This is a genomic window from Pseudonocardia sp. Ae331_Ps2 (assembly GCF_001932405.1).
In the GTDB taxonomy this organism is placed as follows: Bacteria; Actinomycetota; Actinomycetes; order Mycobacteriales; family Pseudonocardiaceae; genus Pseudonocardia.
The window spans coordinates 5,925,270-5,951,526 of the sequence record NZ_MCIM01000001.1; the positions used below are offsets into that span (position 1 = coordinate 5,925,270).

19 protein-coding genes are annotated in these 26,257 nt (G+C 74.6%); 2 read left to right on the plus strand and 17 right to left on the minus strand.

Annotation, left to right across the window (positions count from 1 at the left end; all coding sequences use genetic code 11):
* Positions 1–80: 80 nt before the first annotated feature.
* Complete coding sequence (locus Ae331Ps2_RS33675; RefSeq protein ID WP_249265297.1) at positions 81–1,127, plus strand: PaaX family transcriptional regulator C-terminal domain-containing protein; 1,047 nt, start codon at positions 81–83, stop codon at positions 1,125–1,127.
* A 112-nt stretch (positions 1,128–1,239) separates the two neighbouring features.
* Here the strand turns inward: Ae331Ps2_RS33675 and dnaE are convergent, their stop codons facing one another.
* Positions 1,240–4,788, minus strand: a complete 3,549-nt coding sequence (dnaE, locus tag Ae331Ps2_RS27730; protein WP_020623479.1) for a DNA polymerase III subunit alpha — start codon at positions 4,786–4,788, stop codon at positions 1,240–1,242.
* A gap of 345 nt (positions 4,789–5,133) precedes the next feature.
* On the opposite strand from dnaE, the gene Ae331Ps2_RS27735 reads away from it, so the two are divergent.
* A complete protein-coding gene (locus tag Ae331Ps2_RS27735) occupies positions 5,134–5,781 on the plus strand; it encodes an HAD-IA family hydrolase (RefSeq protein WP_083696088.1) in 648 nt (215 codons plus the stop codon).
* A gap of 377 nt (positions 5,782–6,158) precedes the next feature.
* Here Ae331Ps2_RS27735 and Ae331Ps2_RS31520 read toward each other — a convergent pair whose 3' ends face one another.
* The 16 genes from Ae331Ps2_RS31520 to Ae331Ps2_RS33680 form a co-directional block, all read right to left on the minus strand.
* Positions 6,159–6,884 carry a hypothetical protein gene (locus Ae331Ps2_RS31520; protein ID WP_139318680.1) on the minus strand — a complete coding sequence of 242 codons (726 nt, stop codon included), beginning with the start codon at positions 6,882–6,884 and terminating at the stop codon, positions 6,159–6,161.
* Between the two features lie 3 nt (positions 6,885–6,887).
* Positions 6,888–7,799 carry an RluA family pseudouridine synthase gene (locus Ae331Ps2_RS27745; protein ID WP_060714737.1) on the minus strand — a complete coding sequence of 304 codons (912 nt, stop codon included), beginning with the start codon at positions 7,797–7,799 and terminating at the stop codon, positions 6,888–6,890.
* Positions 7,800–7,809: 10 nt separating this feature from the next.
* Positions 7,810–8,358, minus strand: a complete 549-nt coding sequence (gene lspA, locus Ae331Ps2_RS27750) for a signal peptidase II (protein ID WP_075305639.1) — start codon at positions 8,356–8,358, stop codon at positions 7,810–7,812.
* A gap of 43 nt (positions 8,359–8,401) precedes the next feature.
* Positions 8,402–9,895 carry a potassium/proton antiporter gene (locus Ae331Ps2_RS27755; RefSeq protein ID WP_075305638.1) on the minus strand — a complete coding sequence of 498 codons (1,494 nt, stop codon included), beginning with the start codon at positions 9,893–9,895 and terminating at the stop codon, positions 8,402–8,404.
* A gap of 13 nt (positions 9,896–9,908) precedes the next feature.
* Positions 9,909–10,718 carry a bifunctional 2-polyprenyl-6-hydroxyphenol methylase/3-demethylubiquinol 3-O-methyltransferase UbiG gene (locus tag Ae331Ps2_RS27760; RefSeq protein WP_075305637.1) on the minus strand — a complete coding sequence of 270 codons (810 nt, stop codon included), beginning with the start codon at positions 10,716–10,718 and terminating at the stop codon, positions 9,909–9,911.
* Between the two features lie 153 nt (positions 10,719–10,871).
* Complete coding sequence (ileS, locus tag Ae331Ps2_RS27765) at positions 10,872–14,057, minus strand: isoleucine--tRNA ligase (protein ID WP_075305636.1); 3,186 nt, start codon at positions 14,055–14,057, stop codon at positions 10,872–10,874.
* Positions 14,058–14,332: 275 nt separating this feature from the next.
* Entirely contained in the window at positions 14,333–15,958 is a 1,626-nt protein-coding gene (locus Ae331Ps2_RS27770; RefSeq protein ID WP_075305635.1) for a hypothetical protein, read from the minus strand.
* 88 nt (positions 15,959–16,046) lie between these two features.
* Positions 16,047–16,901 carry a DivIVA domain-containing protein gene (locus tag Ae331Ps2_RS27775; protein WP_075305634.1) on the minus strand — a complete coding sequence of 285 codons (855 nt, stop codon included), beginning with the start codon at positions 16,899–16,901 and terminating at the stop codon, positions 16,047–16,049.
* A 47-nt stretch (positions 16,902–16,948) separates the two neighbouring features.
* Positions 16,949–17,227: a YggT family protein gene (locus Ae331Ps2_RS27780; protein WP_043278632.1), complete on the minus strand. Its 279-nt coding sequence runs from the start codon at positions 17,225–17,227 to the stop codon at positions 16,949–16,951.
* Positions 17,228–17,248: 21 nt separating this feature from the next.
* Positions 17,249–17,998 (minus strand): cell division protein SepF, encoded by a 750-nt coding sequence (locus Ae331Ps2_RS27785; RefSeq protein ID WP_064485438.1) that lies wholly within the window; start codon positions 17,996–17,998, stop codon positions 17,249–17,251.
* Positions 17,999–18,126: 128 nt separating this feature from the next.
* Positions 18,127–18,909, minus strand: a complete 783-nt coding sequence (locus tag Ae331Ps2_RS27790; protein ID WP_083696093.1) for a YggS family pyridoxal phosphate-dependent enzyme — start codon at positions 18,907–18,909, stop codon at positions 18,127–18,129.
* Between the two features lie 64 nt (positions 18,910–18,973).
* Positions 18,974–19,696, minus strand: coding sequence for a peptidoglycan editing factor PgeF (pgeF, locus tag Ae331Ps2_RS27795; protein ID WP_075311565.1), 723 nt, complete (start codon positions 19,694–19,696; stop codon positions 18,974–18,976).
* A gap of 71 nt (positions 19,697–19,767) precedes the next feature.
* Positions 19,768–21,186: a cell division protein FtsZ gene (gene ftsZ, locus Ae331Ps2_RS27800; protein WP_075305633.1), complete on the minus strand. Its 1,419-nt coding sequence runs from the start codon at positions 21,184–21,186 to the stop codon at positions 19,768–19,770.
* A gap of 213 nt (positions 21,187–21,399) precedes the next feature.
* Entirely contained in the window at positions 21,400–22,473 is a 1,074-nt protein-coding gene (locus Ae331Ps2_RS27805) for a cell division protein FtsQ/DivIB (RefSeq protein WP_075305632.1), read from the minus strand.
* Between the two features lie 88 nt (positions 22,474–22,561).
* Complete coding sequence (gene murC / locus Ae331Ps2_RS27810) at positions 22,562–23,977, minus strand: UDP-N-acetylmuramate--L-alanine ligase (RefSeq protein WP_075305631.1); 1,416 nt, start codon at positions 23,975–23,977, stop codon at positions 22,562–22,564.
* Positions 23,974–25,050: a glycosyltransferase gene (locus Ae331Ps2_RS33680; protein ID WP_051050412.1), complete on the minus strand. Its 1,077-nt coding sequence runs from the start codon at positions 25,048–25,050 to the stop codon at positions 23,974–23,976. Before Ae331Ps2_RS33680 ends, murC begins: the two co-directional genes overlap by 4 nt.
* Between the last annotated feature and the right edge of the window lie 1,207 nt (positions 25,051–26,257).

The window sequence follows — 26,257 nt, forward strand, 5'->3', positions numbered from 1 at the left end:
GGTCGGGTCCGGGACACGCCCGGGGCCTGCGGTGGTCACGAACGGCCACGCTAGTGCCGACCCTCTACGCTGGCCCGACCATGGCCACGCCCGACTCCGTGTACGAGCCGGAGGGGCCCGACGGGTCGGCCCTGCGCCGTCGCGAGCTCGGGCAGACCTCCGCCCGATCTCTGCTGCTCACCGTGCTGGGCGAGTTCGTCCTCCCGGCCGGCGAGCCGGTATGGACCCGGGCCCTGCTCGACGTGCTGGGCGCGCTCGGCGTGGAGGCCAAGTCGGCCCGCCAGGCACTGGCCCGCACCGCGGGCGAGGGCCTGCTCACCTCCGACCGCGACGGCCGCCGGGTCCGCTGGTCGCTCACCCCCGCCGGGTCGGAGCTGCTGTCCGACGGCGCCGCCCGCATCTACGGATTCGGCCGCCCGACGACCGGCTGGGACGGTCGCTGGCTGGTGCTGCTCGCCTCGGTCCCGGAGTCGCGGCGACGCCTGCGGCACCGGCTGCGCACCCGGCTCGCCTGGGCCGGGCTGGGCTCCCCCGCCCCCGGGGTGTGGGTCAGCCCCGACCCCGGCAAGGAGGCCCGGGTCGCGGCGGTGCTCGACGAACTCGATCTCACCGGGTCCGGGTACTCCTTCGTCGGGCACTACGGCGGCATCGGCCGCGCCGACGACATCGTCGCCCAGGCCTGGGACCTCGACGTCGTGGAGCGGGCCTACTCCGAGTTCCTCGACGAGTTCGGCCCGCACCTCAGGCCCGGCGCATCCGGCCGCTCCGAGCCCGGGCCCGCCGCATCCGGCCGCTCCACAACCGGGCACGCCGCATCCGGTCCCGCTGCATCCGGTCCCGCTCGCGCCGGCGCAGCCGCGTCCGGTCACACCGCCGCGTCCACCGCCGCCGCCGCCGACGCCGGCGGTGGCGTCGGCGGCGGCGACGACGGTGACGGCGTCCTCGCCCGCCAGGTCCGCCTGGTCCACGCCTGGCGTCGCTTCCCGTTCCTCGACCCCGAGCTGCCCGCCGAGCTGCTGCCCGAGCACTGGGCCGGGTCCCGTGCCACGGAGCTGTTCACCACCCTGCACGAGCGCTGGGACGCCCCCGCCCGCGCCGCCTGGGCCGACCTGGCCCGCCGGGCCTGAGCCCCGCCCCACCGGACCGGGCCGGCGGCCGGTCGGTGCCGCATCCACACCCCGTCCCCGGTACCCACACCCGTTGCAACGGGTGTGGACGCCGGCTGAGAGGTGTGGCTGGTCAGCCGCCGAGGCAGCCGGGGCCGAGCAGGGCCTTCAGGTCCCCCATCAGGGCCGAGGTGTGCGTGACCTTGAGCGAGTCGTCCAGCCGCAGGGCGGTCATCTTGCTGCCGTAGACCAGGGTCAGGTGCACCTCGGAGGTGCCGGGGTGGTGGGTCAGCACCTCCTTGAGCTTCGCGACGCGCTCGGGGGTGCACTGGTCGGTGCGCAGACTGACCTTGATCGGCAGTCCGGCCTCACCGGTGGCGAGCTCGGGCACCGCGAGGTCGTTCGCGATCAGCGACACGCGGTCGTCGCGCTTGTTGACCCGCGCCTTGACCAGCACGATCGCGTCCTCGGCGACGTCGACGCCGACCACCTGGTAGGCCCGCGGGAAGAACAGCACCTCGATGCCACCGGCGAGGTCCTCGATCTGCGCCGAGGCCCAGGGCTCGCCGTTCTTGTTCACCCGGCGGTTGACGTTGGCGAGGATGCCGCCGACGGTGACCTGCGCGCCCTCGGCGACCGAGCCCTCGACGATGTCGGCGATCGAGGTGTCGGACTTCGCGGCGAGCGCCTGCTCGAGCCCCTGCAGCGGGTGCCCGGACACGTAGAGGCCGAGCATCTCCCGCTCGACGGCGAGCTTGTGCTTGGAGTCCCACTCCTCGTCGGGCACCTTCACGTCGAAGATGCCACCGAGGCCGCCGTCATCGCCCTCGCCGGGGCCGTCCAGGGACCCGAACAGGTCGAACTGGCCCATCGAGGCGGCCTTCTTGGTGCTCATCACCGCGTCGATGGCGTCGGCGTGCACGAGCAGCAGGCCCTTGCGGGAGTGCCCGAGCGAGTCGAAGGCTCCCGCCTTGATCAGCGACTCGACGACCTTCTTGTTGCAGACGACCGCGTCGACCTTGCGCAGGAAGTCGGAGAAGTCGACGAAGTTCCCCTTCTCCCGTCGTGCGGCGACGATCGCGTCGACGACGTTGTGCCCGACGTTGCGGATGCCGCCGAGGCCGAAGCGGATGTCGTCGCCGACCGGGGCGAAGTTGCGCACCGAGTCGTTGACGTCGGGCGGGAGGACCGTGATGCCCATCCGGCGGCACTCGGCCAGGTAGACGGCGGCCTTGTCCTTGTCGTCGCGCACCGAGGTGAGCACGCCGGCCATGTACTCGGCCGGGTAGTTCGCCTTGAGGTAGGCCGTCCAGTAGGACACCACGCCGTAGGCGGCGGAGTGGGCGCGGTTGAAGGCGTAGTCGGAGAACGGGAGCAGGATGTCCCAGAGCGTCTTGATCGCGGCGTCGGAGTAGCCGTTGTCCTTCATGCCCTGGGCGAAGCCGGCGTACTCCTTGTCCAGGATCTCCTTCTTCTTCTTGCCCATCGCGCGGCGGAGCAGGTCCGCCTGGCCGAGTGTGTAGCCCGCCAGCACCTGCGCGATGGACATGACCTGTTCCTGGTAGACGATCAGACCGAAGGTCTCACCCAGCACGTCCTTGAGCGGCTCGGCCAGCTCCGGGTGGATGGGCGTGATCTCCTGCCGGCCGTTCTTGCGGTCGGCGTAGTCGTTGTGCGCGTTCGCACCCATCGGGCCCGGGCGGTACAGCGCGCCGACCGCGGAGATGTGCTCGAACTCGCTGGGCGCCATGCGCCGCAGCAGGTCCCGCATCGGGCCACCGTCGAGCTGGAACACACCCAGGGTGTCCCCGCGGGAGAGCAGCTCGTAGGTCTTGCGGTCGTCCAGCTCGACCTTGTCCAGGTCGACGGCGGGCTTGCCGTTGAGCTCGATGTTCTCCAGGGCGTCGTCGAGGATGGTGAGGTTGCGCAGCCCCAGGAAGTCCATCTTCAGCAGACCGATGGTCTCGCAGACACCCATGTCGAACTGGGTGATGATCGCGCCGTCGGACTCGCGGCGCTGGATCGGGATGACGTCGATCAGCGGCGTCGAGGACATGATCACGCCCGCGGCGTGCACACCCCACTGCCGCTTCAGCCCCTCCAGGCCCCGCGCGGTGTCGATGATCTCCTTGACCTGCGGGTCCGCCTCGTAGAGGGCGCGGACCTCGGTCGCCTCGGAGTAGCGCTTGTGCGACGGGTCGAAGATGCCCGACAGCGGGATGTCCTTGCCCATCACCGCGGGCGGCATCGCCTTGGAGATCCGGTCCGCGACGGAGTAGCCGGGCTGGCCGTAGAGCACCCGCGCCGAGTCCTTGATCGCGGCCTTCGCCTTGATCGTGGAGTAGGTGATGATCTGCGCGATCCGGTCCTCGCCGTACTTCTCGGTGACGTAGCGGATCATCTCGCCGCGGCGGCGCTCGTCGAAGTCCATGTCGATGTCGGGCATCGACACACGGTCCGGGTTGAGGAACCGCTCGAAGATCAGCTTGTGCCGGATCGGGTCGAGGTCGGTGATGCCGAGGACGTAGGCGACCAGCGAGCCCGCCGCCGAGCCACGGCCGGGGCCGCAGCGGATGCCGACCGACTTGGCGTGCTGGATGAGGTCCGCGGTCACCAGGAAGTAGCCGGGGTAGCCCATCTTGATGATGACGCCGACCTCGTAGTTGGCCTGCCGCCGGTACTTCTCGGTGACGCCGTCGGGGAACCGCATGTGCAGCCCCCGCTCGACCTCCTTGATCAGCCAGGACTCCTCGGTCTCTCCCTCGGGGACGGGCGCCTTGGGCTGGAGGTCCTGGCCGGTGGTGAAGTCGATGTTGCAGCGCTCGGCGACGAGCAGCGTGTTGTCACAGGCCTCGGGGTGGATCGGGTCCCAGAGGGCGCGCATCTCGGCGGCGGACTTGAGGTAGAAGTCCTGCGCGTCGAACTTGAACCGGTTCGGGTCCGCGAGGGTCTTGCCGGTCTGGACGCACAGGAGCACCTCGTGCGCCTTGGTGTCGTCCGGGTAGGTGTAGTGCAGGTCGTTCGTCGCGAGGCCGGGCAGGTCGAGCTTGTCCTTGAGCCGGAACAGGTCCTCCTGGACCCGCTTCTCGATCTCGATGCCGTGGTCCATCAGCTCCAGGAAGAAGTTGTCCTTCCCGAAGATGTCCCGGTAGTCGCTCGCGGCCTGGCAGGCGCCGTCGAAGTCGTGCTGCTGGAGCAGGCGGGCGACCTCGCCGGACGGGCAGCCGGTCGTCGCGATCAGGCCCTTGCCGTACTTCTCGAGCAGCTCGCGGTCCATACGCGGCTTGTAGTAGTACCCCTCGAGGCTGGCCAGCGAGGAGAGCCGGAAGAGGTTGTGCATCCCCTCCGTGTTCTCCGCGAGCAGCGTCATGTGGGTGTACATGAGGTCGGGGTTGTTCTCGCTGCCGTTCCCCAGCGCGGTGCGCTTGCGCTCGTGGCGCGACCCGGGCGCGAGGTAGCCCTCCATGCCGATGATCGGCTTGACGTCGTGCGCCTTCGCCTTGCGCCAGAACTCGAAGGCGCCGTACACGTTGCCGTGGTCGGTCATCGCGATGGCCGGCATCTCGTGCTTGGCGGCCTCGGAGAACAGGTCGTCGAGCCGCGCGGCCCCGTCGAGCATCGAGAACTCGGTGTGCGTGTGCAGATGGACGAAGGAGCGATTCCCGGATCCGGCACTGCCCATGTGTGTCCCGCGCTCCTCTCCCGCGCCGCTGGGACGGCGCGGACCTGACGATGTGCGCACGCCCGTCGGGGCGGACGTGCCCGGCACCGGGCCGGCGGCACGGCCGGGCAGGGACGACGGCGCCGGGTGTGCGGGCCTGGCGGGGCCCGCTCGCCGGAGCCGGTGGACCCTGCGGGTCCGGACCGACCGGATCGGTGAGGGCCTCAGCGTAACGGTGGGGTCCGACGGTTCCGGCGACGGCGGGCGGGCACGATCGGGCCCCGCGTGTCGCTCCAGCTCACCCCCCGTCCACCCCGGACGACGGCGTGTCGCGGACCCCCGGTGGCGGGTTAGGGTCGGGCCACGATGCCCGCCACCCCCGAGCCGCCGCAGACGCCGACGACACTGCAGCCGATGCCGAGGACGGTCGTGTTCGACCTCGGTGAGGTGCTCGTCCCCTCCGCGGGGCTCGAACGCCGCCTGGCCGCGGTGCTCGGGGTGTCCGAGCCGGCCCTGCGCGAGGCGTACTGGCGCCACCGGGCCCGGCACGACCTGGGCGAGCCGCCGGACCGCTACTGGACCGCCGTCTGCACCGAGCTGGGCCTGGCGCCCGAGCGGACCCGGCTCGACGCCGCCGAACGGGTCGACGTGACCTTCTGGTCGACGCTGCCGCCGTCGTCGTCGCTGCTGATCGCCGACCTCGCCCGGGCCCGGGTGCGCCTGGCGGTGCTGTCGAACGCCCCGCGCGGGCTCGCGGCCGCGGTGCGTGCGGCGGCCTGGAGCAGCCCGTTCGACCGGCTGCTGTTCTCCGCCGACGTCGGGACCGCGAAGCCGTCGCAGGACATCTACCGACGCGCCGACGTCGAGTTCGGGACCGCGCCGGAGCAGGTGGTGTTCTTCGACGACCGGGTCGACAACGTCCGCGCCGCCGTCGCGCACGGCTGGGACGCCCATCACTGGGAGGGCGCCGCCCGGGCCGTCCGGGTGCTGCGCGAGCGCGGCGTGCTCGGCTGACCGGGCCGCCTGCCCGTGCTCCGCAGGGGTGCGGCACCCTCCTGCCCGGCCGGCGGCACCCCCCCGGGAGCCGGCGCCGTGATCACCACCGGTGAGGTGATCGGTGCCGGATTCGGCACCGATCGGCTCGGCCGTGGCGATCATGACCGGACGTGCGTGCGCGGGAGGCGGACGAGCCGGGCCCGGGCAGATCGCGGGCGGGACCGCGGCTCAGGGCCCGGGCACCGCATGATCACCACCGATGCAGCGATGGGTGCCGGATCCGGCACCGATCGGCTCGGTCGTGGCGATCATGACCGGGCAGCCGGTGGCCGCGGCGGCGCCGGGCCACCGTCGTCACCGGCGGCTCGCGGCGGTGGGTGGACCGGGAGGACTGCTCAGGGGACGGGGCCGTCGTCGGGGGGTGGGCTCGCGCTGGTGGTCTGCTCGGGTAGCAGCGGCGACAGCGCCAGCTCCGGTGCGGTGGTCCCGGGCGGTGCGGCCTGCACGGCGCGCACCCCCTGGCGCGCGGCGAGCGCCTCGAGCCCGGCCCGGTCCGCGGTCACGACCAGCGCGACCACGCAGGCGCAGCCCGGGTCGCCGAGGGCGCGGCCCTCGGCGGCGGCCACCGCGGCCCGCCGGGCGAGCGCGGCGCGGGCCTCCGGGGTGCCCGCTCCCCCGCCGTCGTGGGCGGCCCGGTCGGCGTCGGCACCGGCGCCGTACGCGGCCCGCTCGCGGGCGACGCCGAGCGCGCCGGCGGCGTCCCCGGTGCCGGTGACCGGCTCGAACCGCAGCGCGGTCTGCACCCGGTCGATCGGCACCCGGAACACCGCGGTCCCGACCGGGCCGACCCCGGCGGGCACCGCGGCCGCGGCGTCGACCGTCAGCGGCCGGGCGAACTGGACGAGCGCGGGCACCGCGGGTCCGGGCGGGGGCAGGGTCGCGGGCAGCCCGGCGAGGTAGCCGGCGACGTCCTGGCCGGGGTCGGGGCCCAGCCGCACCGACCCGGTCGCCGCCGGGGGCCCGGCCGACGGCCCGGACCCGGCCGCCCAGACGGCACCGAGGAACACCACCGCCATCGCCGCGGCGATCCACCCCAGCGCCCGGGTGCTCAGACCGGTCACGCGTCAGTCCCGCAGGACGTCCAGCGCCGCGTCGAGGTCGGCCGGGTAGGGGCTGGTGAACTCGACGTGCCGGCCGTCGGCGGGGTGGGCGAACCCGAGTGTGCGGGCGTGCAGCCACTGCCGGGACAGCCCGACCCGCTTGGCCAGCGTCGGGTCGGCGCCGTAGGTGATGTCGCCGACGCAGGGGTGGCGCAGCGCGGAGAAGTGCACCCGGATCTGGTGGGTGCGGCCGGTCTCCAGGTGCACGTCGAGCAGGCTGGCCGAGCGGAACGCCTCGATGGTGTCGTAGTGGGTGACGCTGGGCTTGCCGCTCTGCATCACCGCGAACCGGTAGTCGTGGCGCGGGTGCCGGTCGATCGGGGCGTCGATCGTGCCCGACGAGGGGTCCGGGTGCCCCTGCACGACGGCGTGGTAGCGCTTGTCGACGGTGCGTTCCTTGAAGGCCCGCTTGAGCTCGGTGTAGGCGTGCTCGGAGGTGGCGACGACCATCACCCCGGTGGTGCCGACGTCGAGCCGGTGCACGATGCCCTGCCGCTCGGCGGCGCCGGAGGTGGACAGCCGGAACCCGAGCGCGGCGAGCCCGCCGGTGACGGTCGGCCCGGTCCAGCCCGGGGAGGGGTGCGCGGCGACCCCGACCGGCTTGTCGACGACGACGATGTCGTCGTCGGAGTGCAGCACCGTCAGGCCCGCGACGACCTCGGCCGGGCCCTCGATGACCGCGGGCGCGGGCGCGTCGGGCAGCTCGACCTCCAGCCAGGACCCACCCGGCAGCCGGTCGGACTTGCCGGCCTCACGACCGTCGACCGAGATCCGGCCCGACTCGGCCAGGGTGGCGACGACGGTCCGCGACAGCCCCAGCAGCCGGGACAGCCCGGCGTCGATGCGCATGCCGTCCAACCCGTCGGGCACCGGCATGCTCCGTACCTCACCCACGGTCGCGACTCCCGTCGATCTCGATGCCCCGCACGGCCATCAGCACCAGCAGGATCCCGCCGCACACGATGCCGGTGTCGGCGAGGTTGAACACGGGGAAGACGCTCCCGTCCGGGGAGAAGAAGGCCAGCATGTCCACGACGTGCCCGCGCATCGGTCCGGGTGCGCGGAAGAACCGGTCGACCAGGTTGCCGAGCGCGCCGCCGAGGACCAGGCCGAGACCGATGGCCCACCCGGTCGAGGCGAGCCGCCGCGCGATCCGGATGATCACGCCGACGACGACCACGGCGACGATCGTCAGCACCCAGGTGTAGCCGGTGGCCATGGACCAGGCGGCGCCCGGGTTGCGCAGCAGCGTGAGGTAGAAGAACCCGTCGATCACGGTGACCGGCCGTTCCCCCTCCAGCGCGGCGACGGCGGCGATCTTGGTGACGAGGTCGAGCGCCAGCCACACCGCGGCGATGCCCGCCAACAGCGCCACACCGCGCCGTCGTACGGCGGGGTCGATCGGCACGGTGGGGGGTGGGGGGTCGGCACTCACACCCGTGATTATGCGGGTCGCCCCGACACCTCCGACCGGCCGGTCAACCGGCCCGCTCGCCCGGCCGGCCCCCGCCCTCGTGCCAGCGGACCAGCTTGCCGCCGCGGTCGACGTCGCGGATCCGCTTCTCGGTGTCCTCCCGGTTGTCCCGGGTGCTGACGACGAGGAACTGGTCGCCCTCGCGCAGCCGGGTGTCGGTGCCCGGGGAGAACGCCTCGGCGTCCCGCACGACCAGGCTGACCGTGGCTCCGCGGGGCAGCCGCAGCTCGCGCAGGTAGACGCCGTGCAGCCGGGAACCGGGGGGCACCTTGACCTGCAGGAGCTCGGCGTCGACCTCGTCGAGCGGGGCGGCGTCGACCTCGACGCCGCGGGTGTCGGTGCGCGAGACCACCCCGAGCAGCCGCGCCACCCAGGGCAGAGTGGTGCCCTGGACCAGGGTGAGCAGCACGACCAGCACGAACACGACGTCGACCAGCCGTTGGTTCTGCCCGCCGCCCTCGGTGACCGCGATGAGGGCGAGCACGATCGGCACGGCACCACGCAGCCCCGCCCAGGACAGGAACGCCTGCTCCCGCCAGGGCACCCGGAACGGCAGGGCGGCGGCGGCCACCGACAGCGGCCGCGCGGCGAGCAGGACGACGGCGGCGCAGATCAGCGCGGGCACCACGGCGGCGGGCAGCCGCGCGGGCACCGCGTACAGGCCGAGCAGCACGAACAGCCCGATCTGGGCGATCCAGCCGGTGCCCTCGGCGAAGGAGACGACGCCGCCGCGGTGCGGGAGCCGGGAGTTGCCCAGCACCAGCGCGGCGCAGTAGGTGGCGAGCAGCCCGGAGGCGTGCACCCCCTGCCCGGCGGCGAAGGCGAGCAGGCAGGACGCGATCGCCGCGAGCGGGTACAGGCCGGTCGAGGGCAGCGCGGCGCGGCGCAGTCCCCAGGCCGCGCCCAGCCCGAGCAGCACACCGATGACGGCGCCGCCGACGAGCTCGTAGACGATCAGCAGCGGCGTCGTCCAGCTGATGGCCTCGGTCCCGGCCAGGACGACGACGGCGATCACCACCGGCGCGTCGTTCATGCCGGACTCGAGCTCCAGGGTCCCGGCCAGGCGTTGCGGGACGGCGACGCCGCGCAGCACGGAGAACACCGCGGCGGCGTCGGTGGAGGACAGCACCGCGCCCCACAGCAGCGCGGTGCGCCATTCCAGGTCGAGCAGCAGGTGCAGCAGCCCGCCCGTGACGGCGATCGACACCAGCACCGACAGCGTCGACAGCAGCAGCCCGAGCCCGAGCGCGGGCCGCACCGCCGACCAGCGGGTGGTGAGCCCGCCCTCGGTGAGGATCAGCACGAGCGCGGTGAGGCCGAGGGACTCGGTGAGGCCGGTGTCGTCGAACCGGATACCGAGCACGGACTCGCCGAGCAGCACCCCGATGCCCAGGTAGAGCAGCAGCGACGGCAGGCCGAGCCGCACCGACACCCGCACCGCGAGCACGCCGAGCAGCAGCACCCCCGCGGAGATGCCGAGCAGCAGTTCCAGGCTCACCGGGGCCCCCTGCTCAGGGCGACCAGGTCAGCGTGACGGCGTCGGTGCGTCGCGGCGGGAGGTCCACCAGCGCGGCGGCGACCTCCTCGACACGGTCGGCGGGCAGGCAGAGCCTGCGGGTGACCCAGGCGGCGTCGTGCGGCAGGCGTGCCGTGCGGGTCCAGGTCAGGACCTCCGGGTCGACGCCCTGCTGCTCGCGCAGCACCGCGACGGCGTCGTCATGGGTGGCCGACGGCGGCCGGACCACGTCGTGGAAGCGCTCCCACAGCGGGTCCAGCCAGGCCAGCGGGTGCTCGGTCAGCATCTCGACCACGACACCGCCGATCCCGCCCCGGGTGCGGACGGCACCGGTCAGCGCGGCGAGGAACGGGGGCAGGTCGACGACGTTGTGCAGCACGTGGTGGCAGACGACGACGTCGTGCCGCCCGGCGTCCCCGGCCGCCTCGGGCCAGCTGCCGTGCACGGTGGCGTGCGGCAGTCCCCGGGCGCGGGCGGCCTCGGCGAACACCGCGAGCATGTCGGCCTGCCGGTCGACGCCGACCACCCGGGCCACCGGCGACGGCTCCGGCCACGCCGCGCCGAACGCGGCGTCCCCGCCGCCGCAGCCGACGTCGAGCACGCTCGCCCCGGCGCAGGTCCACGCGGCGGCGCGCTCGGCGATCGCCCGTGCGGCCCGGTGCGACGGCGTGTCGGCAGGTCGGGCGGGCGGGGTGAAGTCGGCGGGGTCGTGGGTCCACGGGTCGGCGGGGGCCCGGCGGAGGACGTGGTCGGGGATCCCGCGGGCGGTCTGGCGTTCTCGCCACCGTTCCGCCGCGTCACCCATGGGGGTGAGGATAGGGCCCGGTGGGGCCGGCACCCCGGACCGGTGGTTCCGGAGATCCCGGCGACGCCCGGGGCGCCCGGGATCCCGGCGCCGACCACCGCGTCCGTCCCGCGGGGACGCCCCGCCGGTGAGCGGTGGTCGGCGCCGGGCCGGTCAGGCGCGGGCGACCGCGGCCGACAGCGTGACCGACGCGCCGTCGGGACCGACGACCTGCCCGCTCGACGCGCCGGCCCCGGTGGGGCCGTAGGCGACCGAGGTCGCCAGCACCTCACCGGCGACGAACGCCTCGTGGGTCCGGACGGCGTCGAGCACCGCGTCGGGCCCGTCGAGGGTCAGCGCGATCCGGTCGGACACGTCGAGGCCGGCGTCGCGGCGGGCCTGCTGCACGACGCGCACGACGTCGCGGGCGGTGCCCTCCGCCGCCAGCTCCGGCGTCACCGTGGTGTCGAGGACGACGAGCCCCGCGTTCCCGGGCAGGGCCTGGGTGCGCTCCGGGTCGGCGGCGACGAGCTTCTCGGTGAACTCGCCCGGCTGCAGCGTGATGCCGGCGGCGACGACGGTGTCGCCCTCCTGGGTCCACTCCCCCGCCTTGACCGCGCGGATGCAGGTCTGGACGTCCTTGCCCAGGCGCGGGCCGGCGACCCGGGCGTTGACGGCGACCTCGAACCGACCGTGGGTGGCGACGTCCTCGGTCAGCTCGACCGAGCGGACGTTGACCTCGTCGGCGAGCAGCCCGGTGAAGTCCTCCAGCGCCTTGGCGTCGGTCGCCGCGACGGTGAGCGCGGGCAGCGGCTGGCGCACCCGGACCTTCGCCGACTTGCGCAGCGACAGCGCCGCGCTCGCGACCTGCCGGATCCGGTCCATCCCGGCGACGAGGTCGGCGTCGTGCGGCAGCCCGGCACCGGCCCGGCGGTGCGAGACCGACGGGTCGGAGCCCCCGGGCCAGTCGGTCAGGTGCACCGACCGCCCCCCGGTGAGCCCACGCCAGATCGCCTCGGCGGTCAGCGGCAGCAACGGCGCCGCGACCCGGCAGGTCACCTCCAGCACGGTGTGCAGGGTGTCGACGGCGTCGCGGCGCACGGCATCGTCGGAGGACCAGAACCGCTCACGGGACCGGCGGACGTACCAGTTGGTGAGGGTCTCGGCGTGGTCGCGGATCCGGTCGCAGGCCCCGGCGATGTCGTAGGCGTCCATGGCCGCGGTGACGCCGTCGACGAGGTCGGCGGTCTTGGCCAGCACGTACCGGTCGAGCACGTGGGGTGAGTCGGTGCGGAACGTGCCGCGCTCGTCGCCGGCGTAGAGCGACAGGAAGTACCAGGTGTTCCACAGCGGCAGGATCGCCTGGCGGACGCCCTCGCGGATCCCCTGCTCGGTGACGACGAGGTTGCCGCCGCGCAGGACCGGGCTCGACATGAGGAACCACCGCATGGCGTCGCTGCCGTCGCGGTCGAACACCTCGTTGACGTCGGGGTAGTTCTTGCGCGACTTGGACATCTTCGCGCCGTCGTCGCCCAGGACGATGCCGTGCGCGACGCAGTTGCGGAACGCGGGCCGGTCGAACAGGGCGGTGGCCAGCACGTGCAGCGTGTAGAACCAGCCACGGGTCTGGCCGTTGTACTCGACGATGAAGTCGCCCGGGTAGTGGTCCTCGAACCAGTCGCGGTTCTCGAACGGGTAGTGGACCTGCGCGAACGGCATCGAGCCGGACTCGAACCAGCAGTCGAGGACCTCCGGCACCCGGCGCATGGTCGAGTTGCCGGTGGGGTCGTCGGGGTTGGGCCGGGTCAGCTGGTCGACGTACGGCCGGTGCAGGTCGGTCGGGCGCACGCCGAAGTCGCGCTCGATCTCCTCCAGCGAGCCGTAGACGTCGGTGCGCGGGTAGCGCGGGTCGTCGGACTGCCACACCGGGATCGGGCTGCCCCAGTAGCGGTTGCGGGAGATGCCCCAGTCGCGGGCACCCTCCAGCCACTTGCCGAACTGCCCGTCGCGCACGTGCGCCGGGGTCCAGTCGATCTGCTGGTTGAGCTCGACCATGCGGTCCCGGAACTGCGTGACACGCACGAACCAGGAGTCGACGGCGCGCTGGATGAGCGCGTTGCCGCAGCGCCAGCAGTGCGGGTAGGGGTGGTCGTAGGTCTCGTGGCGCAGCAGGACGCCCTGGGCGTGTGCGTTGCCGTCCTTGAGGTCGCGGATGACCTGCGGGTTCGCGTCGAAGACCTGGATGCCGGCGTAGGGGGGGACCTCGGTGGTGAACTCGCCGCGGGAGTCGACCGGGTTGACGACCTCGATGCCGGCCGCGTCGGTGACCTCCTTGTCCTCCTCACCGAAGGCGGGGGCGATGTGGACCAGCCCGGTGCCGTCGTCGGTGGTGACGTAGTCCGCGGCCAGCACCCGGTGGGCGTTCTCGCGGCCGGTGAAGAAGTCGAACGGCGGGGTGTAGCTCGCGCCGAGCAGGTCGGAGCCCTTCACCCGCGCCAGGACCGGCGGCTCCTCCCCCAGCTCGCGGGCGTACGCGGCGACCCGGGCCTCCGCGAGCAGCCAGCGCTCGGAGTTCGCCTCCACCACCACGTAGTCGACGTCGGGGTGCACGGCCATCGCGAGGTTGGACGGCAGGGTCCACGGGGTGGTCGTCCAGACCAGGGCGAGGACGCCGTCGGTCTCCGGACGGCCCGGCGTCGACAGGCGCAGCCCGACGGTGACGGCCGGATCCTGCCGGTCGGTGTAGACGTCGTCCATCTTGGTCTCGGTGGCGCTCAGCGGCGTCTCGCAACGCCAGCAGTACCAGAGCACCCGGAAGCCGGAGTAGACCAGGCCCTTGTCCCACAACGACTTGAAGGCCCACATGACGGACTCCATGTAGTCCAGGTCGAGGGTCTTGTAGTCGTTGTCGAAGTCGACCCAGCGGGCCTGGCGGGTCACGTAGTCGCGCCACTCGCCGGTGTAGCGCAGCACGGAGGTGCGGCACGCCTCGTTGAACGCGGCGACGCCCATCTCGTCGATCTCGGACTTGTGCTTGATGCCGAGCTGGTTCTCGGTCTCGACCTCGGCGGGAAGACCGTGGGTGTCCCACCCGAAACGACGCTCGACCCGGTGGCCGCGCAGGGTGCGGTACCGCGGGACGACGTCCTTGACGTAGCCGGTCAGCAGGTGGCCGTAGTGGGGCAGGCCGTTGGCGAAGGGCGGGCCGTCGTAGAAGACGTACTCGTCCGCACCGTTCTCGCCGGCGGGCCGCTGGTCGACCGAGGCGCGGAACGTCTCGTCGGTGTCCCACGACGCGAGCACGTCCTGCTCGAGCGTCGGGAACGACGGGTGCGCCGGGACGTCGGGATAGCCGCTCACGTGTGTCGCTCCTCGTGCGTGCTCTCGCTTCGCACGGGGACGACGACGGCTCTGGCGAGCCGGGCCGCGGTACCACCCCGTTTGCCCGTGCACGGGTGCACGAGCCTCTCGTTCGACGGCGATGACGGGCCGCACCCGTCCGGTTCTACTCCGGCCGGTGGATCACGTGGCCGTTTCTTCCGGAGGCTCCCCGGTGATGGCCGGATCGGTGCCTGTGGAACCAGGGTAGCGCGGATGCGCACCCCGTTATTCCGCGGGGCGCGCCCCGCCGCTGGTCAGCGGGCCTGGGCGGGGTGCCGCTCGCCGAGGGTCCGGTTCGGCGCGCACCAGCCGCACGGGGTGAACCCGAGCTCGACGGCCTCGCTGACGGGCAGCGGGATCACCGGGCGTCCGGTGAGGGCCCGGCAGGTCTGCACGTGGTAGCGGGGGTGCTCGTCGATCACGAGCACCTCGTCGGGCAGGCGCGCGGCGAGTGCGGCGAGGGTGGGCTCGTGCGGCTCCTCCGGGGAGTCGCCGTCCGCGCCGGCGGCCCCGTCGGTCCCACCCACGTCGGCCGGACCGCCGCCGGTGTCCGCGCCGGCTCCGGCGGCCGCGCCCGCGGGAGCCCCGCCGCGGGGGTCGTCGACCGGCGCGACCGATCCCGTGCCCTCGGCACCCGCGGGCACGGCGGAATCGGAAAGGCCCGCACCGGACGGGGTGTTCGCACCGGCCGGTCCGCCGGAGGCACGGTCGGTGCCCCCGCCCGGGCCACCGGGAGCGCCCGTGGCGCGGGCCGCCGTGGTGGCGTCGGCCGCTGCGGGGGTGCGGGTCGCGGTGGTCGCGTCCGCCGCTCCCGTGGCCGCCGCTGCCGTGGCACGGTCCGCCGTGGTCGGGTCCGCCGCTCCGGGAGCACCGTTCGCGGTGGCCGCTCCCGGCACAGCGTTCGCGGTCGTCGCATCCGCCGCTCCCGGGGCACGGGTCGCGGTGGTCGCGTCGGACGGGCCGTCCGTGGTGCCCGGGCGGTCGGGGCCGGCCGCGGCCGGGGCGCCCGGGCCGTTGCTGCCCGGGCCGTTGCTGCTCGGACCGGTGCCACTCGGGCCGGTACCCGAGCCGAAGCCCGGGTCGTCGGCGCCGTCACGGGCACCGGAGCGCGCCGCCGGGTCGGCACCCGACGTGGTGTCACGTCCGGCCGCGGCGGCGGTGCCGGCGGCGACCGCGCCTGCGGCTGCCGCCGTCACGGCCGACGTCGTGCCGGCGCCGCCGGATCCGGTCGGACGCGAGTCGGTCGCCCGCGCTGCCTCGGCGGGCGGTTCCGCGGTGCCGGGATCGGCGGGTCCGGACCGCGCCGGGTCGCCGCCACGACCCGCACCGTCCTCCCCGTCCGGTCCCGCCGACGCGTCCGCGCCCGCCGGGGCACCCGCGTGTGAGCCCACCCCGCTCGGGTCGACCGCGGCCTCGGCCCCCGAATCGGTCACCGTGCGTGACGAAAGTCCACCCGAACGAGATGCGCCGGACGGTCCCTCCGCAGAGCCGGACGGCCGGACGACCGGCATCTGGATGGTCTCGTCGGTCGCATTGTGGGCCGCCTCGGGCGTACCCGAGGCCGCGCCACCGTCCGGCCGGACGACCGGCAGGACCTGCGTCGCGGACTCCATGTCGGCGCCGTGGCCCGCTTCCGTCGAGGCCCGGTCGGCCTGGTCCGGCACCGCGGTGGCACCGGTGCCACGACCGGAGGCATCGGCCTCCGCCCGGTCACCGGCCTTCACCGCGGCACGGGTCTGCCACCAGTCGTAGGCGAGCACCAGGCCCGCGATCAGACTGATGACCACCGATGTCCACGCCAGTGCCACCACGTGCAGGAACCATCCTGCGAGCAGCAGCACCAGCGCGATGACCACGAGGATCAGGACCAGCACCAGCATCGGCGAACTCCGTCGGTCGGCAGCGGCACCTGTCCGCTACCCGGTCGTCGTCGGTCGTCCCCGGCGCCTGGGCGGCGCCGTGGGGCGGTCAGCTCCCGGTGTCGGCCCGCTGGCCGTACCCGGAGGCGGCGTAGCCGCCGTTCGAGCCCGACCTGGTGGCACCGGTGCCGTCCGACGGGGCAGCGGAACCGCGACCCTCCAGGTCACGCAGCTGCGACTCCAGGTAGGTCTTCAGGCGGGTGCGGTACTCCCGCTCGAAGGTCCGGAGCTCGTCGATCTTCTTCTCCAGAACGGACTTGTCGCGCTGGATGGCGCCCATGATCTCGTTCTGCTTGCGCTCGGCCTCGCTGACCAGGCCGGACGCCTTCTCGCGCGACTGGCGCTCGAGCGTCTCGGCCCGCGTGCGGGCGTCGTTGAGCATGGTCTCGGCGCGCGAGCGCGCGTCGTTGACCAGGCCGTCGACCTTCGTCCGGGCGTCCGACAGGAGCTGCTCGGACTTGTTCCGGGCGTCCGACAGCATCGTGTCGGCCTCGTTCTTGGCCTCCGCGGTCAGGCGGTCCGCCATCTCCTGGGCGAGGCCCAGGACCTTGGCGGCCTGCACGTGGTGGTCACCGCCGTCGGCATCGGCGGGTCCGGCACCGGCCAGCTGCGGAGCGGGAGCACCCGCACCACGGCCCATCGGCGACGGCGAGGCGGCCATGACCTGGGTCTGCGCCGGAGCCGGCTGGCTCCGTGCCTCCTCCAGGTCGGCCTCGGCATCGCCGAGGCGCTGCTCCAGCTGCGCGACCTGGTCGCGCAGGTCGTCGTTCTCCCCGATCAGCCGGGCCAGTTCGGCCTCGACCAGATCGAGGAAGGCGTCGACCTCGTCCTCGTTGTAACCCCGCTTCCCGATCGGGGGTTTGCTGAACGCGACGTTATGAACGTCGGCGGGCGTCAGCGGCATCGGATCACCTCATGCGGTCCTCGGCGGCACTCCCGGGTGACTGGGGCTCATCCCAGGAGCTGTGATCTGACGGCGCTCATCGAGATGAACACCACCAGCAACAGAACCATAATCGACAGGTCCAGTCCTACGCCTCCGATACGGACCACGGGGATCACTCTCCGCAGCAACTTGACCGGAGGGTCGGTCACGGTGAAGACGACCTCGAGCGCCACGGCGGGCACTCCGGCGGGTCGCCACTGGCGCGCGAACGACCGGACCATCTCGACGACGATCCGGGCCGCGAGCAGCAGCCAGAAGAAGAACAGGATGTAGTAGATCAACATCAGGATCGCGACGGCCACGACTCAATCCTGTCGGAAAGCTCCGCGCTCGGCGAGTCTCCGCGCGTCGTCCGCGGACACTTCGACGTCGGCCGGAGTGAGCAGGAACACCCGGTCGGTGACCTTGTCGATGCTCCCGCGCAGGGCGAACGCAAGGCCTGCGGCGAAGTCCACCAGGCGTTTCGCGGCCGCGCCGTCCAGATCCGTGAGGTTCATGATGACGGGCACACCGTCGCGGTAGCGCTCGCCGATGGTGCGGGCCTCGTTGTAGCTGCGGGGGTGCAACGTCGTGATCGACGCCGGTCCCGCGGCGGCCCGGTCGCGCTGCTCCGGCACCGGCGCGGGGGCGACGACGGGCTCGCTCCGCTCCTCGCGTGCCGGGCCCCGGAGGCTCTCCGGGTCCATCGCCAGCGCCCCGCGGACGGCCGCTCCGGCACCCCCTCCGAGGGGTGTCGGGAGGCTCCCGCGCTCCGGGACCAGCCCGAGCGTCTCCCGCTCGCCGCGTGGATCCTGCCGCACGGCGCGCGCCGGGCGGAGGGTCTCCCGCGCCGGGCGGGCTCCCCATCCGTCCTCGTAGCGCACCGCGGGCTCGTAGCGGTCGTCATCGTAGGACGCCTGGTCGGCGAACCGACCGGCCCCGGCGGACCAACGGTCACCGCGCGGGCCGGCGTGGTGCTCGTGGCCGCCCCGGTAGTGATCCGGTTCGTCCACATAGTCCATCTCGTCGGCCGGGACCATGCCGAAGTACGCCTTCAGCCGGTACATCGCGCTCATCCGCTGTCCCCTCGCAGTACTGCTCGACTCCGTACGCGTCCCAACCGCACGCGCACCCCGCGTTCTGGCGACGGTCTCGCCGGCGGCGCGGTGTCCGCCTCGTGCTCAGTACCCACACCCACCAGCGATTACTCGGAGGCTATCCGCCGATCCCCCACAAGGGCCGTACCGACACGCACCACCGTCGATCCGTGACCGATCGCCGACTCCAGGTCCCCGCTCATTCCGGCCGACAGAACCGTGGCCCCGGGGTGCCGTCCGACGGTCTCCCGGTGCGCCTGCGCGATCCGCTCGAACGCCGCGTCGGGCTCCCAGCCCAGCGGCGCGACGGCCATCAGCCCGGCCAGTTCCAGCCCCGGCAGCTCCGTGACCAGGTCGGTCAGCTCGACGAGCCCGTCCGGGGCGACGCCGCCGCGGTCGGGGTCGCCGTCCACGCTGTACTGCACGAGCACCGGCAGCGGGCCGCCGCGAGCCCCGGCGTCACGGGCCTTCGCGACCTCCTTGTCGATGGCGCGGGCCAGCCGCGGCGAGTCGACGGAGTCGATCCGTGTCACCCACGGGAGCACCGTCCGTACCTTGTTCCGCTGCAGCCCGCCGACGAAGAACCAGTCCGGGGCGGCGTCCGGGCGCAGGGCCCCGACCTCGTCCACCTTGGACGCGGCCTCCTGCGCGCGGTTCTCGGCGAAGGCGTCCAGCCCGAGATCCACCAGCGCGGCCACGTCGACGGCCGGGATCGTCTTGGTGACGGCGAGCAGGTCGATCTCGGAGGGGTCGCGGCCGGCGGCACGACAGGCCGCGGCCACCCGCTCGCGGACGGCGGCCAGTCGGTCGGTCAGTTCACCGACACGGTCGGCGGCGGGGGTACCGAGATCGGACACGGGATCGGGCACGGGATCGGGCACGGCGCCCATGGTTCCCGCCCGCGGGAGCGCCCGCGAGCCCCGCGTGGTGAGAATCGCCGGGCCGGGGTGCCGGTCAGCGCGGGTCGAGCCAGGTGACCGCGGCCTGGCGGCCGCAGCGGCCGTCGCGGCGGTGGCTGAACAGGTCCGGGTCCTCGACGGTGCAGCGCGGGTCGGTCGCGACCTTGGTGACGCCGAGGTCGGCGAGGCGGCGGACGAGACCGGCCCGCAGGTCCAGCCCGGCCGTGCCGGTGCGGGTGGTGGACGCGCTGCCCGGCAGCACGGCGTCGACCTCGGCACGCATGGCCGGGGGCACCTCGTAGCAGCGGCCGCAGACCGACGGCCCGAGCAGGACCTCCAGCCGTGCGGGCTCCGCGCCCAGCGCGGTCATCTCGGTCACGACGGCGTCGACGACCCCCGCGGCCGCGCCGACGCGACCCGCGTGGGCGGCCCCGACGACGCCGGCGACCGGGTCGCCCAGCAGCACCGGAACACAGTCGGCGGCGAGCACGGCGACACCGAGCAGCGGGACGTCGGTGACCACGGCGTCGACGTCGGCGATGTCCGGGGCGACGCCGCCCGTGCCGGGGCGGGCCCGCGGGGGCTCGCGCAGCACCGCGACGTCACGGCCGTGGACCTGGTTCAGGAAGACCAGACCGGACAGCGCGAGCTCACGTACGACCCGGGCCCGGTTCCCGGCCACCGCGGCCGGGTCGTCCCCGACCCCGGCGGACAGGTTGAACGAGGTGAACGGGCCCTCGGACCGGCCACCGGCGCGGGTGGTGGTGACCCGGCGGATGCGCGCGCGGCGGGTGCCGCCGGCGCGGGCCGCCGTGGTCGGGGCCGGGCCTGCTGAGTCCGGCACGCGGGTCAGCGCCGCATGAACGGCGGGACGTCCACCTCGTCCTCGACCGGCTCGGCCGGGCGCGTCGCGGAACTCCCGCCGACGGTGCCGTGCTGGGCCGGGGCCGACGTCGACGAGGCCGGCGCGGACATCGGGCCGCTCGGGACGGACGCGCCGTCGCCGCCGTGCTGCTGGGTGTCGCCCTGGCGCGGGGCCGGGGCGGTGGGCCGCTCGGGCGGCAGCACGCCGGTGCGCTCGGGCGCCGGCGTGGTGGCGGGCAGGTGCGGCGCCGACGGGGTGGTCGTGGTCGTCGCGGCCCAGCGGGACTGGCCCTGCGGCTGCTGCCCCTGCTGCTGATTCTGGTGCTGCTGGGCCTGGTGCTGCTGGGTCTGCTCGGACTGCTGCGGGGTCGCGGGCGACGCGGCCTGCTGGGCGGACCCGGCGGGCTTCTGGCTGCCGCGGGCGAACACGGCGGGCTCGAGCTTCTTGTGGGTCGGCGTGCCGCCCTCGAAGCCGGCCGCTATCACGGTGACCCGCACCTCGTCGCCGAGCGAGTCGTCGATCACGGTGCCGAAGATGATGTTCGCCTCGGGGTGCGCGGCCTCCTGGACCAGCGACGCAGCCTCGTGGATCTCGAACAGGCCGAGGTCCGAGCCGCCCGCGATCGACAGCAGCACACCCTGGGCGCCGTCCATCGACGCCTCGAGCAGCGGCGAGTTGATCGCCTTCTCGGCGGCCTGCACCGCGCGGCCCTCGCCGCGTGCGGACCCTATTCCCATCAGCGCCGACCCGGCACCGGACATGACCGACTTGACGTCGGCGAAGTCCAGGTTGATCAGGCCGGGGGTGGTGATCAGGTTGGTGATGCCCTGCACACCGGAGAGGAGCACCTCGTCGGCGGAGCGGAAGGCGTCCATCAGCGAGACGCCGACGTCGCCGAGCTGCAGCAGCCGGTCGTTCGGGATGACGATGAGGGTGTCGCACTCGTTGCGGAGCGCCTGGATGCCCTCCTCGGCCTGGCCGGCGCGACGGCGCCCCTCGAAGGTGAACGGGCGGGTGACGACGCCGATGGTCAGCGCACCCAGCTTGCGGGCGATCGACGCGACGACGGGCGCACCGCCGGTGCCGGTGCCGCCGCCTTCACCCGCGGTGACGAAGACCATGTCGGCCCCCTTGAGGACCTCCTCGATCTCCTCGGCGTGGTCCTCGGCGGCCTTGCCCCCGACCTCGGGGTTGGCGCCGGCACCGAGGCCGCGCGTCAGCTCACGGCCGATGTCGAGCTTCACGTCGGCGTCGGACATGAGGAGGGCCTGGGCGTCGGTGTTCACCGCGATGAACTCGACGCCCTTGAGGCCGACCTCGATCATCCGGTTGACGGCGTTGACGCCGCCGCCACCGATGCCGACCACCTTGATCACTGCCAGGTAGTTGTGCGGGGGCGTCATGCGCGGCACCTTCCAGTCGCTCGGGGTCCGGGGTTCGGGTGGGTCAAGCTCCGGGTGCCCCGGGCCTTCGAACGCGCACGCTAAGTGGAGTGCGGTGCCCGGGTCCAGCAGGCGCGCCGCGCAACGACAACACCCCGCTCGGGTGGTTCGTCTTCTCCCCCGATGGAAACGCGCAGGGTCGTCGTCCGGTCACCCGCTGCAGCGGGCGGGTGCTCAGCGTTGCCGGACGGTGACCAGCGACGGGCTGGAGACGTCGTAGACGGCGCCCGGGCGCTGCAGCACCGGCCCGAGGACCCGGGCCCGGGCGGCGGTCTGCCCGGTGTCCGCCCACGGGCCCCACAGGACCCGCCGGTCCTCGGTGAGCCCCAGCTCGAAGGTGGAACCGCCCCCGCCGAGCGACAGCGTCTGGACCTGGTCGCGGACCGGGACCGGGAGCGCCTGCAGGACGCCGACCGCGGCGAGGGTGGCGGGGTCGTCCGGGGCGATGCGCGGCAGCTGCAGCCGGGGCAGCCGCACGTCCGGCGGGGCGTCGCGGTAGACGAACCCGGTGACGTCGACGAGCTTCGGTCCGTCCGGTGTGTCGAGCACCGCGGCCGGAGTGCGTTCGGTCACGACCACCACCAGGGTGTCCGGCCAGGACCGGTCGACCTCCACCGCGGCGACGCCCGGGATGGCCGACACCCGGGCGGCGACGCCGTCGGTGTCCACCGCCGCGAGCGGGACCCCGGTCTGGTCGCCGGCGGCGTCCTCGACGTCGCGGACCGGGATCTGGCGGGTGCCGTCGACCCGCACGGTGGCCACCGGCGGGCCGTACCGCCCCAGCGCCCACCAGCCGGCCGCGGACACCCCGAGGAGCACGACGGCGGCGGTGGCCAGCAGGGCGACGAGGCGGCGGCGCCGGTAGCGGGGGTCGCGGCTGCGCGACCGTTCGGCCGCACGGGCCGCCGTGCGCTCCCGGACGGCGGCGGCCGCGCCGCGTCCCCTCCCCCGGCCCGCCGTCCCGGCCCGGTCGGTGCCGGCCGCCCCGTCGTCGGTCGCCCCGTCGTCGGCGTCGGCGGCGGTGTGGTCGGCGGCGGCAGCGTGGTCGGCCGCGGCAGTGTGATCGTCGGTGTCGGCGGGGGTCCCGGCGGTGCCACGGCGTCCGGCGCGGCGTTCGGCGGCACGGCGCTCGCGGATGCGGCGGGCACGCTCGGCGGCGCGCCGTTCCCGGTCCGGGTCACGGCGGCCCGACGAGCGGGCACCGTCCCGGGCCCGGTCGTCGCCGGTGTCCTGCTCGTCGCTGCTCATCGTGCCCCCGCTGTGCCGCCGGTCTGCCGCCGGTCTGCCGCCGCTGTCCCACTGCCGTGGCGCTGGTGTGGCGCTGCTGCCCGCGCGCTCACCCCTCGCCGGCGAGCTCCCGCAGGATCTCCGGCCCGAGCGCGGTGACGTCACCGGCGCCCATGGTGATCACGACGTCTCCGTCGGTCGCGAGCGCGGCGATCGCCGCGGGTGCCCGCTCCCACGAGGGGGCACGGTGCACCCGCTCGGCCGGCAACGTCACCGCGTCGGTGATGAGCGCCGGACCGACCCCGGGTTCGGGATCCTCCCGGGCACCGTAGACGTCGAGCACCATCACCTCGTCCGCCAGCGACAGCGACGCGCCGAACTCGGCGGCGAACAGCCGGGTGCGGGAGTACAGGTGCGGCTGGAACACGACCAGGACGCGGCCGCGCCGCCCGTTCCGGACCGGTGCGGCCTCGCGGGCGGCGCGCAGGGTGGCGGCGACCTCGGTGGGGTGGTGGGCGTAGTCGTCGTAGACCGACACGCCGCGGGCGCGGCCCTTGAACTCGAACCGGCGCTGCACCCCACCGAACCCGGCGAGCCCCTCCAGCAGCACGGCGGGGTCGGCCCCGACGGCGCGGCCGGCGAGCAAGGCACCGAGCGCGTTGAGGACCATGTGCTCACCCGGGACGCCGAGGGTGAGCTCGTGCTCGGCGTCGCCGGTGCGGAACCGGGCGCGGCAGCCGGTGCCGTCCGGGGTGAACTCGATCAGCCGGGCGTCGTGGCGGCCGGTCGCGGTGCGGCCGTAGCGCAGCACGGTGACGCCGGCCTGCTCCGCCCGCACGGCCACGGCCTCCGACCCGGGGTCGTCGGCGCAGGCGACCAGGGTGGCGCCGGGGACGAGCCGCTCCAGGAACCGCTCGAACACGGCCCGGTAGGCGGCCTCGTCGCCGTGGTGGTCGAGGTGGTCGGGCTCGACGTTGGTGACGATCGCGACCGACGGGGCGAACGCGGTGAACGAGCCGTCGCTCTCGTCGGCCTCGACGACGAACACGTCGCCGCTGCCGTGGTGTGCGCCCGACCCGGACACCGACAGGTCGCCGCCGATCGCGAACGACGGGTCGGCCCCGGCGTGCTGCAGGGCGACGGTGACCATCGACGTCGTCGAGGTCTTGCCGTGCGTCCCGGCGACGGCGACCAGCCGCCGTCCCTCGGTGAGCGCGGCCAGTGCGACCGCCCGGTGGACGACGTCGTAGCCGCGCTCGCGGGCGGCGGCCAGCTCCGGGTTGGTCTCCCGGATGGCGGTGGAGACGACCACGGTCGGCGGGGCCTCGCCGTCGTGCCGCAGGTGGGCTGCGTCGTGCCCGGTCTCGACGCGGGCACCGAGCGCACGCAGCGCCGTGACCGTGCGCGAGTCCCGCGCGTCGGACCCGGAGACCATGGCCCCGCGGGCGAGCAGGATCCGCGCGATCCCGCTCATCCCGGCGCCGCCGATCCCGATGAGGTGGACGTGGTCGGAGAGCACGCTCACCGGCCCGCCACCTCGAGGACGATGCGGGCGATCTTCTCGTCGGCCTCGCCGTGCCCGGCGGCGCGGGCGCGTCGGCCCATGGCCAGGGCCAGGTCGGGGTCGGTGAGCATCGGCATCAGTTCGTCGATCGCGCGGTCGCCGTTCATGTCCTCGTCCTGCACGAGCTTGCCACCCCCGGCCTCGACGACCGGACGGGCGTTGAGCGCCTGCTCGCCGTTGCCGTGCGGCAGCGGTACGTACACCGCGGGCAGCCCGACGGCGGTCAGCTCGGCGACGGTGGTCATGCCCGAGCGGCCCAGGACGACGTCCGCGGCGGCGTAGGCGAGGTCCATCCGCTCGATGTAGGGCACCGGCACGTAGCCGGGCCGCGGGTCGGCGGGAGTGCCGCCCTTCCCGTACGCGTGCAGCACCGAGATGCCGCGCTCGGTGAACGCCGGCAGCGAGGCGGCGACCGCCTCGTTGAGCGTCCGGGAGCCCTGGGAGCCGCCGAAGACCAGCAGCACCGGGCCGTGCGGCGGCAGGTTGAAGTACGTCCGGGCCTCCGGCCGCAGCGACGCCCGGTCCAGGGTGGTGATCGAGCGGCGCAGCGGCATCCCGACCACCTCCTCGTTCGCGAGGCCGGTACCGGGCACCGCGACGCAGACGGCGGAGGCGAACCGCGCACCGACCTTGTTCGCGAGCCCGGCGCGGGCGTTGGCCTCGTGCACGACGATCGGCACCCGGCCGCGGGCGCCCAGGTAGGCGGGCAGCGAGACGAACCCGCCGAACCCGACGACGACGTCGGCCTCGGCCGCCTCCAGCACCTCCCGGACCCGCTTCACCGCACCGCGGACGTTGCCGGGGAGCTTGAGCAGGTCGGCGGTGGGCTTGCGGGGCAGCGGCACCGGCGGGATCAGCTCGAGCGGGTAGCCGCGGGCCGGGATCAGCTGGGTGTCGAGGCCCTTCTCGGTGCCGAGCGCGGTGATCCGGGCCCCCGGGACGAGCCGGCGGATCGCGTCGGCGACGGCCAGCGCGGGCTCGATGTGCCCGGCCGAGCCACCCCCGGCGACGACGACCGACAGGCCGCCCGACACCGGGCCCGGTGCCTGCTCCCCGGCGGGACGCGTGGTGGCGGGGCCGCCGGTGCGGGTCGCGTCGGGGGCCGTGGGTCCGGGCACGCCGGGTCCCTGCACACCCTCGACCTGCGGGCTCTGCTGCGGGCCGGTCGGCTGCGGACCGGTCGGCTGGGGACCGGTCGGCTGGGGACCGGGTCCCTGGAAGCCCTGGGGCTGCGGGGCGCCGGGATCCTGGGGGTTCTGCGGGGCACCCGGGCCCTGCTGCCCGGGCGCGCCGGGGCCCGGCCGACCGGGAGCGCCGGGGCCGTACTGACCGGGGGCACCCCGTCCACCGGGGCCGTACTGGCCGGGGGCGCCGGGACCTGCCGAGCCGAACCCGCCCGGGCGGAACGGGCCGGTCCCCGCGGGACCCGGTCGTCCGGGGCCCGCGAACCCGGGCGCCGGGCGGCCGGGGCCCTGCTGTCCCGGGGCCGGACCGGGTCCCTGCTGTCCCGGGGCCGGGCCGGGGCCCTGCCTGCCGGGTGCGTGGGGGTGGTGCGAACCGGTGCCGGTCAGGGCGTTCGGGCCGGTCGGGCCGGGGCGCCCGAACTGCTGCGGGCCGGGTCCGCCGGGGACCGGGCCGGGGCCCTGCGGGCCGACGCCGGGACGGCCGGGCGCGTACGGGCCGGGGGCGAACCGGCCGTGCGGCGGGACCGGACCGCGGGGGCCGGTCGCCGACAGGGCGCCCGGCTCGGGCCCGCTCTGCGGACCGGTGGCGGTGACGCCGGCGTGCTCGCGCTCGTCGGGCCGGCCCGGGCGCTGCTGCGGAGCCGACGGGGGCCGGGCCTGCTGCCGACCGGTTCCCGACGACCCGTCCGCCGAGGCGGCGGCCGGGAGCCCTGCGGTGTCACCGGCGGCCTGCGCGACGGTCGGCGGTTCGTCGGGGGCCGCCTGCTCACCCCGGGCGTCGGCGACGGGCCGCTGCGGGCCGGTCCCGGCGTCGGGTCCGGACGCGTCGGCCGTGTCCGGGCCGGTGCCGTTCGGCGCAGCCCCGTTCGGCACGGCACCGTTCGGCACGGCACCGTTCGTTCCGGTGCCCTCCGCACCGGCGCCCTGCGGGACCGTGGTGTGCGGCGTGGCGACGGTGGGGCCGGTGTCCGTCGCGGACCCGCCGGGGACCTCGGGTCCCGGACCGGCGGCGGGGCCGTCCTGCGCCGGGCCGGTGCGCGGCACGCCGTTCACCGGG